This is a genomic window from Synechococcus sp. CC9616 (genome assembly GCF_000515235.1).
GTDB lineage: Bacteria > Cyanobacteriota > Cyanobacteriia > PCC-6307 > Cyanobiaceae > Parasynechococcus.
Genome location: NZ_KI911558.1, coordinates 568,979 through 582,971 on the forward strand (window position 1 = coordinate 568,979; position 13,993 = coordinate 582,971).

A 13,993-nucleotide genomic window follows, 5' to 3' on the forward strand; every position below is an offset into this window, starting at 1 on the left:
GTCAAAAGGCTTTCCCCTCTGTTAAGTCTTTTCAGGGCAGGGCCACCGCCGTTCCCTCCCGACGAGGGTCCGCTGCGCCATGCCAGCGGCCGTTGATCCGCTGCACCAGTGCCGTACCGCTGCCGATCCGCTGTGACCGAATGGTTTGACGGTCTGTCTTCAGATCCTCGATTGGCATGGGCCACGGCAGAGGTGGATCCTTTTCCAGCACGAGCGTGAGTCTGCGGCTGGAGAGGTGTGGAAGGGCGACGGCTCGTTTCGGTGGTTCGTTCCAGACCAGTGAGGCTAGTAACACCCGGCTGAGCAGATGGGGGATGCTGCGTCCGCCTGGACTTCCGAGCGCCAGCACCGGCTGGTCGTTTTGGAACACCAACGTGGGTGCCATCGAGGACACCGGCCGGCGACCGGGCAGACGGCGATTGGCTACCGCTTGGCCTCCAATGATGGGTTCAAAGGCGAAGTCGGTGAGCTGATTGTTCATCACCATGCCGGCCACCAGGTGCCGACTGCCGAAAACCGTCTCCACCGAGGAGGTGTAACTGGCGATGTTGCCGTACCCGTCCACGATGGTCACATGCGTGGTGCCCTGTTCGCGCCCCTGCTGGGCTCTGCCAAAGGGATAGTGATCGATTCCAGGCGGCAGCCCTGGTGAGGGTTGGGCTGCGGGTGTGGCCTGCATCTCTTCAGCGCGGCTCGCAATGTAAGAGGGATCAAGCAAGGCCGCAGTGGGAACATCTCCATCGATCGGGTCATGCACCCAGTAGAGACGGTCTGCATCGGCCCAGGTCAGGGCGCTGGCCAGATGTTGCCAGGTCTGCGGATCCGCAGATCCGGAAAGGGCAAGATCCGTGGACGTGTTCAGTAACGCCAGGGTTTGCAGCAACGCCAGTCCGCCGCTGCTGGGTGGGGGCATTGTGCAGATTCGGTGGCTGAACCGCTCGCTGCAGAGGGGTTGACGGTGTAACACCGCATAAGCGGAGAGGTCTGATGGGCGCCAGCCGCGGAATTCAGGCTCGCTCTCCTGCAGGACGCCCATCTCCCGCAAGATCTGCCTGGCAAGGGCTCCCCGGTAAAACGACGGGCCACCGTCTTGCGCCAGAGCCGCCAGCGTGCGCGCCAGGGAGGCATTTTGAAAGAGCTGATCGGCCGGCGGTGGTTGACCGCTTGGTAGATAAAGCGCCTGGAACGCCTGGCTGTGTTGCACTCCGATACGCCGGGCCAGCCCGATCGATCGCAGCAGTCGCGGGCTGGGCCTGAAGCCATCCCTGGCCAACCGGATTGCCGATTGCAAGGTTCTTTCCCAGCGCAGGCGGCCATGGTGCTGATGGACCTCCCAGAGCAGCGCAACCGTTCCAGGAATGCCGATCGCCTCGAGCCTGGCTGTGGCCTCGCGCCAGGGCAGGGGGTCTCCTGTTTGGCTGAGCAGATCGTCTGGGCGGCTGCTCTGGGGTGCCACTTCACGGCCATCGAGCACGTTCAGTGCCTGTTGCTGCGCGTCCCAGAACAGAAGAAAGCTGCCGCCAGCTAGCCCGGAACTCTGCGGTTCAACGACCGCCAGCACGCTCTGGGCTGTGACAAGCGCATCAGCTGCTGTGCCGCCCTCTCTGAGAATATTCAAGGCCGCAGCACTGGCCAGTGGATTGGCGGTGACCACAACGGCAGAGCCAGCGGCTGTGGAGATTCTCTTGCGGCTGAGCTCGGCGGATTCAGGGTCGTCACGGCTGATCGGAGCAGCTGCAGCCATGGCGGCACCCCAGACACTCAGAACCAGCAACAGAGCGTTGATGACTGAGCAATAACTCCTCAATCCGAGAAGATGGCGATCAGGACCTTCTGCAGCGTCGTTGGTGCAGGGCTTTGGAGAAGTCTTGAGGAATCTCAGCCACAATTGTCCGCATGATTCAGCGATGACTTTGTGCGAACGCATTGCCCAAATGATTCGCTAGGTGGATGGTCAGTTTCTAACTGCTTGGAGTTGTGGATCGGGCCGAGAAACGACGGATTGACAGCAGATCGGCGGTTTGTTTTTCGGCTTCAGACAGGTCCCGGTAGCCAAGTAGAGCAGGGGCAAGAGATGCAGCAGCAGAGAGGGACGCTTGCCCCCAGGCGTTGCAGCCAACCATGTAGCAGATACCGCTGTTTTGAGTCGTTTTGCCCACAAGGGGCATGAAATCAGGAGTTTCTGAGTAGATGCCGTAGGTGGCTGGATAGTCGGCCCCGAATTCGAGATAGGGATATTTCTCCCAACCCCATTGTGCGAGGCGTCCACAACGCTGTTTGGCGCGAGGACTCTTCAAGCCGCTGTAGTGGTCTTCTCCGCTGATGCGAACAAAGTTGTCTGTGACGCACCAGTCATGCGAAAAACCGAGTGTGAAAAAGTTCGCTGAATTGGGTGCCTGCATTCCACCCATCGGTCCTGGATCTCTGTGCGGAAGTGCAGCGAGATAGCTGTATCGAGGTGTTAATATTCCGGCTAGATATTTATCCATATACATTCCGCCTGTCGCGATGATTGCCTGGCTGGCTTGAATCAATTCGCCATCAGCCAATTGGATCACAACATGATCGCCTGCCTCTGAATCTTTTACATCAACGACTGGGGAGCATTCCTGCTTGAGTGTGAGTGAACCAGACTGCACCGCGGCATCCAACAGAACCTTGGCATAGGTGACGGAATCAATTCGTGCATGCTGAGGGAACCAGATTCCTGCCACATAGCCAGCGGCGGAACCATGGGCATCGACGACATGCTCTTCCTCCCACCACTCGCAGGGACATTCCAACTTCTGTAAAAACTCATATTCCTGTTTCAAACGATCGGCTCGATCAGGCTCACATACCATCAATGATCCATCTTGCTTAATCTGTTGTTTCGGGTCAGGAAGGTATTGATTGGCCAAGTCAAGTTGTTGTTTCAGGCCGCTCTCAGCAAGATCGAGATATGTTTTGACGCCATCCCATCCAAATAAATCTGCGAAGCCATCCAGCATTTCATATGGAGGCAGAGTCACAATCATCTTGATTGTTCTTGGCCCTTTCGAGCCACCTTCAAAGACCCTTGAGCCGCTGAAGTTAGGTACATAGAATGATTCGTCCTCAGCTGTGAGAGGAGAGTCCTGTCGTACGTGCTCAGGTTGCGTCCGGCCTTCGCCCGGTCGTCCCATTTCCAGGCAAAGCATGTTATTCACACCGGCTTTGCTGAGGTGATATGCAGCTGCTGCCCCTGTTGTGCCTCCACCGATCACAACGACGTCATAACGATCTTGCATCAGGTTGGCTGTAGTTGTTTCTTTCTTAGCCATTTCAGGCCCGAAAAGCTAGCTTCTCCAGCAGATGGGTTCGATCAATCTTCCAATGGACATTGACTGGTGGCTTCTGGTTACGTCGCCGTGAATGTTTAGGCCGTATTGATCAAATGGTCTTTTTATCGCGATGTTCTGCATGATCAACTAGTGCACTACGGTTTTGTGAGCTGAGTGTTGCCTTGTATCACTTCAGTAAAGCGTTGGGTTTGCACTAGAGTTTCGAATATTTTAATAGGATACAGTCAAGGTGAATAAGTACTCTCCCAATCGTCCAACTGATAGGCCCTCTGATTTGTCAGAAGAGACCAGTAAGCTTTTGGAAGGTCTGGATAGTGCTGGGGATTCAACAGATAATCCCAGAATGCATGATATGCAAAATCTTCATCCTGATCAGTCGAACAAAGAATCAGATTCTCAATTGTCTCCTCTTCTGCTGTTCGGTTTTGCAGGTCTTGCCTCTACTCCTATTTTAGGCGTGATAGGTCTTGTGTTTGTTGTTGAAATACACTAAGCGATCGAAAATGAGAAGGCAGAATTAGCACAATAGTTTTGATGTAAATTATAAGACGTTTTTGATATTGAAGTTCTATTTGCGGATTGCTTTAAAATTCAATAGAGGAGGCTTTGCCCTCGCTCAATCAGACAACTTTATTGCTCTCGAGTATAAAACCAAAGCTGGAAAAGACTTGTTCGTTCTGATGTTTGATGATCCGGTTGCCTTGATGCTGTTCTAATTCAAAGCCGCTTTGGTCGAGCTGCCGCATCAATGCGGCGGCGTCTTCAAACCGTTGAGCCATGCATGCAAGCGTTGAACAGTCTGCGGAGAGGGTGGACTCGTCCCAGGTGAAGGAAGCCATGGCTTGATGAGTGGTTACGACGTTTGCGGCTGAGGAAATCAGACTTCTCCACTATAGGATTTTCTTTGGAATCCCTTCGGATTGTTTGCGCTCCTTCACCAATTGTGTATTGACAACTACTCTTTAAGGTTTTCTGATCTCGATAAATGCGTTGATGGGAGTGGATTCTTGGTCAGCGGTTTTCAGGCTTGCCTGTTATTTCGTTGTCCATCGATGGATTATCTCACTTTAAATGTCCAGACATGAATGCCACCGTTTGCATCGATCGCCGCCAAGGAACTGTCGTTTGGTTGCCACTGCAGACCACTAATCCGTTCTCCGACGAATGCTCCTCCCAAGGGGCTTCCATCTCCATTTTTGTCAAGAAGCCAGACGAATACAGAGCCATCTTTTGATCCTGACGCGAGAACCATCCCTTGATTGGCAAAAGTAAGACTTGTAATGGGTTCTGGATGCAGCACAAGTTGTCCCGGTAAAGACCCTTCAGGGCCGTCCCCTTGAAAATTCCAAACAATGATTTGATCACTTCCGCCTGTTGCCAAAAATTGGCCACTTTGATCAAAGGCCAGTTGAACGGGTTTGCCTGGATAACCTGTCATCTCTGCGTCTTTACCAGTGTCGCGCCGCCAGAAATGAACAGAATTGTCCTGACTTCCGCAAGCCACAATGTCCCCCTCGGGATTTAAAACCATTGATATGAGTGATCCCTGCCATTCTAGTTTTTGATTTTCTTGTTTTTTCTTAATGTCGTAAAAAACAACCTGCCCATAACATGCGCTGGCAAGTTCATCAGGTTTCGACCAAAAGATTGCGCTGACAGTACTTGGGTGTTCGTCTGATTTCCATTGTTCGTTGCCATCGCTTGTGTAGATGTAAACGTATCGTCCCGAGGCGACAGCAATTTGTTGTCCGTTGTTTGACCAGGAAAGATGTTCCACCCAATTTTTGCTAGGCTTAATTGAGTAAAGTATTAGCCCCGTACCTAACTCCCAGATCAAGACAGATCCATCTTGACCAGATGTTGCAAAACGATCTCCTTTTGGATGAACCGATAATGCGAGTAAGCCACCTTGGTGGATATCTTTTTTGGACCAAATTACTTCTCCCGAATCAGCTTGGAAGGCATAAAGCCCTCCAGCGACATCTCCAACAATAAGTGTTTGGCCGTTTGCACCCCATCCACAGCTAAGGGCATAGTCATCTGCTTGAGCGCTCCAACCTTCATGAAGCATGCCCTGAGGGGGAAAGGCACTTAAATCAGGCATTGATCGAAGTCCCTACGAATTTGATCTTCGTCAAGATTGCGACCGATGAAGACAAGTTGGTTACATCGTGGTTCGTCCCCCCACTCTTGGCCGGGTTGGGCAGTGAACAGCATATGTACACCTTGGAAAACAACTCTCCTTGATTCATTTGGATAACTGATAAAACCTTTGGTCCTGAATATGTCAACTCCCTTTTCGGCCAGGAGTTGTCCAATCCATTGATTTATTTTGTCTGGATCCACATCACCTACGCGTTCTATTGCCATTGAACCCACTTCATCATCGTGCTCGTGCTCTGCTACCCAGACGCGTTCCTTACTGGGATTGATTTGGCTGGACGAATCTTTATTGGCCGATTCCGCCGAGCTTGATGGTCTATCTTTAACGATTTTAAGATCAAATTCTTCCGCAGTGTGCTGAGCGTAAAAACCGATGGATGATTTCGCCTTTAATTCAAAATGGAATGTCTTTGATCCATTCGATTTGAGTTGAAGATTTAGATGTTGATTCATTGGGATGTCATCACCAGGATTGATCTCTTTTGCGGGAAGTGAATAAAGGCGAACGCATTGCTCTGCACTCACTTTTAATGATTCTTCGTCTTCTTTCTGCCCTGGAATGGCTACAAGGGACATTTCCGGATCAGGACCATCTTCAAGGATCATCTTGTAATGCCCGGGATCCATCTGATAAACACCTGTCCACTCGAACGGATATTCAGGTTCAAGGAATGTAGGTCGACGTTCCAATATTTGATCAAGATCGAATGCACTAAGGTTCAAGACTGTTTCCACAGAAACATCAGCCTGAGTACTTCGAACAATTCGTGCCATTGAGTTCATATCCTGCAGTCTTGATTCCAGTTTGACCAGTGAGGCTTCGTTGACGAGATCCGATTTGTTGAGAACCAGCACATCTGCAAAGGCAACTTGCTCAGAGCTTTCTTTGCTGTGTTCGAGCTGCTGATCAATATGAGCAGCATCAATGAGCGTTACAATTCCATCCAATGAAAACTCTTCGCGAATATCGTCATCCATAAAAAATGTTTGTGCCACCGGGCCTGGATCTGCCAGCCCTGTTGTTTCAACAAGGACATAGTCGAACTTATCTCTCCGCTTCATCAGGTTGCCCAGGACTCTGATCAAGTCGCCCCTAACGGTGCAGCAGATGCACCCATTTGACATTTCAAACACTTCCTCGTCCGCGTCTATCACGAGTCCCTGGTCGATACCAACTTCTCCATATTCATTTTCGATGACTGCTATTCGTTTGCCATGCTCTTCGCCAAGTATTTTATTTAACAGTGTAGTTTTGCCTGAGCCTAGATATCCTGTCAGTATTGTGACGGGTACTTTTTGATACATTGCAAGAAGCCAACTAATTTCCGCCATTCTATCGATGCTGTGCTGATCACGCGAGAATGATTATCATTCTTCAATGACGGGCCTTTTGGCCTTTGCGTACTCCCTTCCTTTTTTCTTCGCCTTTTTGGCGGTCGTATGGCATCTTTACTTTCTCGCTTAAGCGCGGTTTCAGTTCTTCTTGGCTTGTTTGCTTGCGGATCTCCTCGTTCAGCAGACCGTGCCACGACAGGAGGGGAAGGGCTGAAGGTTGTGACGACCTTTTTGCCGATCACTTTATTCACTGAAGCAGTTGCAGGTGAATGTGCAGATGTGAAAGCCTTGATTCCACCTAGTCTTGGTCCTCACGACTTCCAGGCTTCGCCTTCAGATCTTGCCGCTCTTGGCCAGGCATCGGTTCTTGTTCAAAATGGTTTGGGTATCGAGGAGTTTCTAGACGATCTGGTGCGTTCTGCTGAAAATGAGGAGCTTGTTGTGATTGATTCAAGCCGCGGTGTAGCCACAATTAAAGCGGTTGGTGGCGGCCATGACGACCACTCAGATGATGAGCATTCAGATGAACACAGCACTGACAATCATCATGAGGATGACCACCATGATGATGATCATGAGGAGTCAGTCAAAGCCAGTGACAGTGAAGGGCATGGACACAACCATGGCGAATTTGACCCTCATATCTGGCTGGATCCCTTGCGCGCTGTTCAACAGGTTGAAAACATCAGAGACGGTTTGATCGCAGTTGACCCTGGTTGTACTGAAGGCTATGAGAAGAATGCTGATGTGTTCAGCACCAAGTTAAAAGACTTGAATACTGAACTGGCATCCTTGTTAAAGCCTTATGAAGGGAAAACGTTTGTTGCATTTCATGATTTTGCCACGTATTTTGCTGAACGCTATTCATTAAAAGCTGAGTTTTTGGTCGATCTTCCTGAAATGAACCCAAGCCCTGCAGATCTTCAGCGTGTGGGTGCACAAGTAAAAGCTTCAGGCCTTCAGGCTCTGCTGAGCGAACCGCAGGCTGGTAATCGTTCATTCAATTCGTTGGCGAAGGACCTAGGAGTGAATATCGTTGAATTCAATCCGCTCGAAACCGGTTCTGCAGAATCTGCGAAACTTCCAAACACTTACCTGGATGTGATGCGCTCCAACGTCAACAACCTTGTCAAGGCCATCGGTAACTAATCTTTGATGCACAGCCCAGTTCTTGTTGTGAGTGACCTCTCAGTCGTGCGTGCAGGTCGTCTTGCTGTTGAGAACGTCTCGTTCGAACTTGCGAGTAAGAGCGAGACCGCTGTCGTCGGCCCGAACGGTGCTGGAAAAAGCACGTTGATTGCGGCCTTGTTAGGCCTTCTGCCACGGTCTGCAGGTGACGTTCAAATCCTTGGTCGTCATCTGGCCCCTAACGGCTACCTCCCCGGTTCGATTAGATCTCAGATTGCTTACGTGCCCCAGAGTCTTTCTCTGCAGGGTCGTTTCCCCCTGACGGTTGCTGAGTTTGTTGGCTTTGGTTTCGATTCTCCGGGCCCTCGTTGGCCCTGGCACGATTTGCGCCGACGTCTCCAAGCTGTTGAAACCGCTCTTGAGCGCACTGGTTGCAATGATCTCCAACATCGTTTGCTTAGTGAGTTGTCTGGGGGACAACTGAAACGGGTGATGCTGTCGTTCTGCGTTGTTCGTCCCCGTCAGTTACTGGTGCTGGATGAGGCTCAGGCGGGGCTCGATGTGCCGTCCAATGAACGCTTCCAGCAATTGTTGCTCGAGTTGCGCCGTGAAGAGGGATGGACTGTGTTGCATGTCTCTCATGATCTGGACATGGTGCGTCGCAGCAGTGATCAGGTTCTCGGTTTGAATCGCCGTCTCTGCTGTAGCGGGACACCGGACAACACGCTCACTCCCGAACGGTTGAGTGAGCTGTATGGCCCCAACGTCGTTCCCTATCGGCACCACTGCCATGGTTGACACCCACTCCTTGATGCTGGTTCTCGCTGAGCCGTTCATGCAGCGTGCACTACTGGGTGGTTTATTGACGGGAGCTCTGGGGGGAGTGCTTGGCAGTGTTGCCGTGTTGCGTCAGCTGTCGTTTTTCAGTGACGCCCTTGGTCATTCCGCCCTGCTGGGCATTACGTTCGGAATTTTGATTGGAGTCAATCCAACATTGATTCTGATTCCTTTTGCGGTTATTTTTGCGATTCTTGTTAACGGGCTTGTTGAACGAAGTTCACTGCCTACAGACGCTTTACTCAATATTGTTTATTCAAGCTCACTGGCTGCTGCGATTCTTGCTCTCAGCCTGGTTCAACATTATCGCGGCAACATCCGTCAGTTGCTTTTTGGGGATATTCTGGGAGTCAGTAATTTTGATCTTGTTGTTATCGGTGTTCTGCTTACAGCTGCAGTTATCTATCTCGGCCTCAGTTTGCGTGCCCAGGTTCTTCTTACATTGAATGAGGAACTTGCTGGAGCAGTTGGGGTGCGTACGGGCTGGCACCGGCTCGCTTTCATTGTGTTGTTGGCGGTTGTGGTTGCTGTTTCGATCAAGGCAGTCGGCGTTCTGTTGATCAGTGCTTTTGTTGTTATTCCGGCTTGCGCAGGACGTCTGCTTTGTCGGCGTTTTTCTTATTACATCTTCGCCTCTGCTGCCTTGGGTGGAAGTTGCGCACTCATCGGTTTGCTTGTTTCCGGATTGACCAATCTCCCATCCGGTCCTTCTGTGGTAATGGTTCAATTTGTGGGGTTTGTCTTGGCGCTGATCTTTAGTTCAAGGTTTTTTCGTGGGAGATCAAGGCAGCAAGCTCTGCCCCAAATTCCTGGTGGAGACCCACGCGACCTTTGATCACTGAAACTCGATCTGCCTTGCAGGCCAGTTCTTTCATCTCTGACTTTGATCGTGGCGGGGCCTCTTCAGCCAAAACAACGTGCAGTGGACAGTGCAATTGTTCGGCTTTATCCAGCCACCAATCGCTGTGCGTTGCAGGGTCGAACCCTCCACTGACAAAAGACACGCTGGCGAAGCGTGCACCCCTCCTGCGACTGAGACGTTGTTGGTCTTTGATCTGTTTCGGGCTGAGCATCTCGGGGTTGACCCAGACATGTCGCCGCAGCATCAGCCTGAGAACGGCACGGCTGGTGTTCAGTCTGTAGAGAATCGAACCGATCAATGGCAGGGACACCAACTGTCGGAGCCAATCAAAACGTTCCGGTTTCCAGCCTGTCATTGTTGGCAGAGGACCACGCCAGGTTGGCGCAACCAGGGTAAGTTCTGTCCATTGTTGTGAGCGTTCTTCTGCAAGGCTCAGGGCGATGGATGCACTGTGCCCAGCTGCGATCAATTTGATTTTGTTAAGCCCGGTACTTTCCAGATGATTGAGAACAGCGGTTAAGGCTGTTTGAAGTGTTTCTTGGTTGTAGGTGATTGCCGGTCGATCACTGTCGCCGAAGCCAGGCCAATCAAAACTGATCAATTGAACGTCTTTGTTGACGTTTTTGGCAAAATCATGCCATTCGCTTTGGCTGGATACCGTGCTTAAAGCTGGTAGGAGAAGCCAGGCTTCGCTTGCCGCAGTGCCCCATCGTTCTAGGGCAATGCGCACCGTCCTGCCGGCCAGGTTGATGTTTAAATTCTCGCTTGTTGCTGTCATCATGTTGTTCCTGGCGGTTGTATAGAAGGATGCCTTGATCACTTCTTTTGGATTGTTTGAATGCTGGATCGGCGTAGGACTCGAGATTAATGGGATGACTTAGTTGATTTTAGCTTTTCTTTCCTCGCCGACTGTATCAATCTGCTTGCCGGATTGTGTCTCCTTGAATCCAAAGTGAGTTGTTGTTGTCAAATAGGCTTTATTGATCGAATCTTGTATTTTAGTTTTTAGGGTGTGGTGCGTTTCTTTTGCTTGGCCCGCATGACGTGTTGATGCTTAGCATGCTCCTCCACAGCGATTTGACTGGGTGGCTAGCAACAGTTTCTCCTGCTGCTAAGTCGCCCCAATTTCTCCTGTGATCCAGTACCTCACACGTTCGGGATTGCGCTGAAGGTAGTGATCTACAGCTGCTTGCGCAGTCTCTTGATGGGCATTCAGAAGTAGATCTGCCATCTCTGAATCGGTGATTCTGAACCTTGTCAGGACTTCAGCGACCTCCGGTGCCATGGTGCTGAGATCCTTTCGTCCGATTGCGTGAATCCATTCCGTTGAACCGAAAGCTCCTTTGGGGTCTTGTAGAAAGCGCAATTTGTAGCGGGCAAACATCCAGTGAGGCGTCCAACTCGTCACGACGACCCAGCGTTGGTCGCGGATCGCTTGATCCAGGACTGCGGTCATTGCCGCACTGCTGGAAGGTACCAAGCTCATCTCTGACAGGTTGTAGTCCTTTAGAGCGATCTGGGAGAGTTGATTCAGTCCGGATCCCGGATCAATCCCTTGGATCTGTCCATTGAAACGTTCGCTAACCGACAACGTCTGAAAATCTTCAATGCTGTTGATTGTTTGGCGATCCACGTAGTCGGGGACAACCCATCCCAGCAGTCCTGAATACATCGGTCCAAGGTCTAGAACTCGATCCCTTACCCGTGTCCAATAGTCCTTGTGGGTAAGGGGCAGCCAAGCCATCAACATCAGATCCAGGTCACCTCTGGCAACGGAGGCATATTGGATTCCGATGTCGGCAAGGACCCTCTCGACGGGCCAATTGAGGTGCTCTTCGATGAGTCGTTGGGCCATCAGGCTGATGACTTCGGCATCTGCCCAGGGGGACCATCCCAGTCGTATGGGTTGCCGTGTTGAGCTGAAATTCTGTTCGGGCACGCCAGTTCCTTCTGGATTGGCGACTGCCGAATCGGAGTTCTGTTGCTGTTGACTCAGCTGGATCATGCTGGCCAATGATGCGCCGGCGAGGCCCAATCCACCGATCAGTGCGGCACGTCGAGTCCAGCCTGTGGTTTCGCTCATGGAGTCCGTTGGGGTCGACCTGGTGAAAGGCCCTGACTTAAACGGTCGAGAATCACAGCCAAGATCACTACCGCAATGCCTCCCTCGAAGCCGAGTCCGACATCGAGCTGCTGAATCCCTCTGAGCACGACATCGCCAAGCCCGCCTCCGCCAATCATCGAGGTGATGACCACCATGGACAGCGACAACATGATGGTTTGGTTGACACCGCTCATCACAGTGGGGAAGGCGCTGGGGAGCTGCACCATCCACAGCAACTGGAGATCATTGCAGCCGAAAGAGCGACCAGCCTCAACAAGGTCGTCCGAAACTTGGTTGATTCCTAAGACCGTCAACCGAACAATTGGTGGCATGGCGAAGATCAGTGTCGCCATGATGGCCGGGACGGCGCCAGTGCTGAACAGCATCACGGCAGGAATCAAATAGACAAAGGCGGGCATTGTTTGCATCAGGTCCAGTCCTGGCCTGAGCAACCGCCAAATCCATTGCTGACGAGTCCCCAGGACGCCTAACGGAAAGCCAATCATCAACGCTAGAAACGATGAGACCAAGACCAGGGCCAAGGTTGCAATCATTGGCTCCCACAGACCAAGGGCTAAGACGAGGTTCAAACCCAGCAGGCTGAAGAGGGCAAAGCTTCCCCCCACCAATCGCCACCCTGCCATGGCAACCAACAGTGCGACCGTCCAGGGGACTGGCCAATTCAGCGCTGTTTCCAGTCCGCTGGTCAGCCACTGAATGCTCTGCTGGACCACAGAGAAAAAGTCTTCCCCGTTATCCAGCAACCAAGCCACAGCCGTATCAACGGCCTGTCCCATCGGGCCGGCCTGATTCACATTCGCGAATGAGGGATATGCGCTCATCAGTGATGACTGTGCCTTAGGACCTCGAGGATTCGCCGAGGTGTGATCATTCCGAGTGGTCGGTGATGGGCATCCAAAACCGCTACGGGCCATCGAGTTCGGGAGATTGGATCAATCGCCTCGTTGACAAGTAGCCGAGAGTCGAGGGGGCCAGCTTTGTCTGACTGGATCCTGCCGTGGTCATGAGTGATCAGGCCAAGGAATCGTCCGTTCTGATCAACGACGAGTTGAATTGGTTGTTCCTCACTGTTCTGGGGCACGTCCCCTGGACCAAGAACAACGGTTTCAGGGAAGGGTTCGACAATCTGCCCGAGCGTTAACACTGAGCCTCGGTCCACGGTTTCAAAGAACGCTTCGACTTCAGCATTTGCAGGTGCACTCACAAGTTCTTGCGCAGTACTGCATTGCAACAGCGCGCCCGCCTGCATCAGCGCAATGCGATCGCCGATGCGAATGGCCTCGTCACGGTCGTGAGAAATGAACACGACGGTCCGTCGTTGCTCGGTTTGCAATTCCAACAACAGGTCTTGCATGTCCTTGCGGATCAGCGGATCCAGTGCTGAGAAGGCTTCGTCCATCAACAGGATGGGTGGATCGAGCGCAAGAGCACGGGCCAAACCGACGCGTTGTTGCATCCCTCCTGAAAGCTGCGCAGGTTTTCGATTCAGCTGGTTGCCGAGCCCAACGCGTTCAAGGGCGCGTTGGGCCTGCGCGTAACGCTTCGCCTTTGGGAGTCCTGAGACTTCAAGGCCAAACGCGGCGTTATCGAGAACACTGCGCTGGGGGAAAAGGGCAAAGGACTGAAACACCATCGCCATGCACTGGCGTCGCAGGGTGTTGAGTTCATTTGTTGAGAGGTCTGTGAGGAGTTGCCCGCGGACCTCGACTGAGCCTGCGCTGGGTTTGATCAGACCATTCATCATGCGCAGCAATGTCGACTTGCCTGAGCCAGAGAGGCCCATCACAACAAAAATTTCTCCTGGCTCAATCGTGAGGGAAACGTCTTGTACAGCAGCACGCTTCTGCCCTGGGAACTGCTTTGAGAGGTTTTTGAGAGTGATCTCAGCTAACAAACGGCTCTCAAGAGATACCTTTCAACTCTATCGATGGAGAGTCAAAGCGCTACAAAGAACGTTGTGTTCCAGGTCTTCAACAATTCCCAATATTTGCTCAAAACGCTTTACATCACCTTGGTATCAGCGAATGCTCTTTGCTATTCGGATGTCGCTGGCTGGTCTCGACACTGACAGTTGAAGTGCTCACAGATAGGTTGCTGTCATGGATTGCTCTCACGCTCGGAATTTGTTCTGAGATCCATTTTGATGTGTCCACTCTGCCTTTGATGGAGTCCCTTACTTTTTTCTTGAAAGGTGAATTTTTTGTCCTGAATGAAAACATC

The 13,993-nt window shown here is 51.8% G+C and carries 13 protein-coding genes; 4 read left to right on the forward strand and 9 right to left on the reverse strand.

Annotated features, from left to right (window positions below; all coding sequences use genetic code 11):
- Positions 1-31: 31 nt before the first annotated feature.
- A complete protein-coding gene (locus tag SYN9616_RS0103440; protein WP_084218291.1) occupies positions 32-1,927 on the reverse strand; it encodes a gamma-glutamyltransferase family protein in 1,896 nt (631 codons plus the stop codon).
- Between the two features lie 34 nt (positions 1,928-1,961).
- Positions 1,962-3,302 carry an FAD-binding oxidoreductase gene (locus SYN9616_RS0103445; protein ID WP_084218292.1) on the reverse strand — a complete coding sequence of 447 codons (1,341 nt, stop codon included), beginning with the start codon at positions 3,300-3,302 and terminating at the stop codon, positions 1,962-1,964.
- 295 nt (positions 3,303-3,597) lie between these two features.
- On the opposite strand from SYN9616_RS0103445, the gene SYN9616_RS17030 reads away from it, so the two are divergent.
- On the forward strand, positions 3,598-3,816 hold the full coding sequence (locus SYN9616_RS17030) for a hypothetical protein (RefSeq protein ID WP_156918649.1): 219 nt from the start codon (positions 3,598-3,600) through the stop codon (positions 3,814-3,816).
- Positions 3,817-3,943: 127 nt separating this feature from the next.
- On the opposite strand, the gene SYN9616_RS0103450 is transcribed toward SYN9616_RS17030, so the two are convergent.
- The 3 genes from SYN9616_RS0103450 to SYN9616_RS0103465 all read right to left on the reverse strand — a co-directional run bounded on the left by SYN9616_RS0103450 (position 3,944) and on the right by SYN9616_RS0103465 (position 6,818).
- The gene (locus SYN9616_RS0103450; protein ID WP_028951875.1) at positions 3,944-4,162 is read right to left on the reverse strand and encodes a hypothetical protein; all 219 of its coding nucleotides are present in this window, start codon (positions 4,160-4,162) and stop codon (positions 3,944-3,946) included.
- Positions 4,163-4,380: 218 nt separating this feature from the next.
- Entirely contained in the window at positions 4,381-5,427 is a 1,047-nt protein-coding gene (locus SYN9616_RS16285; RefSeq protein ID WP_071991404.1) for a WD40 repeat domain-containing protein, read from the reverse strand.
- On the reverse strand, positions 5,415-6,818 hold the full coding sequence (locus tag SYN9616_RS0103465) for a GTP-binding protein (RefSeq protein ID WP_037990639.1): 1,404 nt from the start codon (positions 6,816-6,818) through the stop codon (positions 5,415-5,417). The genes SYN9616_RS16285 and SYN9616_RS0103465 overlap by 13 nt, the downstream gene beginning before the upstream one ends.
- Before the next feature lie 108 nt (positions 6,819-6,926).
- Between SYN9616_RS0103465 and SYN9616_RS0103470 the strand changes: the two genes are divergently transcribed.
- Genes SYN9616_RS0103470 through SYN9616_RS16290 form a run of 3 tightly spaced genes read left to right on the forward strand, consistent with a single transcriptional unit; the run spans position 6,927 to position 9,621 of the window.
- Positions 6,927-7,970, forward strand: a complete 1,044-nt coding sequence (locus tag SYN9616_RS0103470) for a metal ABC transporter solute-binding protein, Zn/Mn family (RefSeq protein ID WP_028951878.1) — start codon at positions 6,927-6,929, stop codon at positions 7,968-7,970.
- Between the two features lie 6 nt (positions 7,971-7,976).
- A complete protein-coding gene (locus SYN9616_RS0103475) occupies positions 7,977-8,747 on the forward strand; it encodes a metal ABC transporter ATP-binding protein (RefSeq protein ID WP_028951879.1) in 771 nt (256 codons plus the stop codon).
- Positions 8,740-9,621, forward strand: a complete 882-nt coding sequence (locus SYN9616_RS16290; RefSeq protein WP_071991405.1) for a metal ABC transporter permease — start codon at positions 8,740-8,742, stop codon at positions 9,619-9,621. The genes SYN9616_RS0103475 and SYN9616_RS16290 overlap by 8 nt, the downstream gene beginning before the upstream one ends.
- On the opposite strand, the gene SYN9616_RS15100 is transcribed toward SYN9616_RS16290, so the two are convergent.
- From SYN9616_RS15100 to SYN9616_RS15110, 4 genes are all read right to left on the reverse strand, one after another.
- Positions 9,542-10,426: an alpha/beta fold hydrolase gene (locus SYN9616_RS15100; protein ID WP_198015130.1), complete on the reverse strand. Its 885-nt coding sequence runs from the start codon at positions 10,424-10,426 to the stop codon at positions 9,542-9,544. The genes SYN9616_RS16290 and SYN9616_RS15100 overlap by 80 nt on opposite strands.
- Positions 10,427-10,759: 333 nt before the next feature.
- The gene (locus tag SYN9616_RS0103490) at positions 10,760-11,731 is read right to left on the reverse strand and encodes a glycine betaine ABC transporter substrate-binding protein (protein WP_028951880.1); all 972 of its coding nucleotides are present in this window, start codon (positions 11,729-11,731) and stop codon (positions 10,760-10,762) included.
- Positions 11,728-12,594, reverse strand: a complete 867-nt coding sequence (locus SYN9616_RS15105; protein WP_037990641.1) for a proline/glycine betaine ABC transporter permease — start codon at positions 12,592-12,594, stop codon at positions 11,728-11,730. The genes SYN9616_RS0103490 and SYN9616_RS15105 overlap by 4 nt, the downstream gene beginning before the upstream one ends.
- The gene (locus SYN9616_RS15110; protein WP_071991406.1) at positions 12,594-13,667 is read right to left on the reverse strand and encodes a glycine betaine/L-proline ABC transporter ATP-binding protein; all 1,074 of its coding nucleotides are present in this window, start codon (positions 13,665-13,667) and stop codon (positions 12,594-12,596) included. Before SYN9616_RS15110 ends, SYN9616_RS15105 begins: the two co-directional genes overlap by 1 nt.
- Positions 13,668-13,993 lie beyond the last annotated feature (326 nt).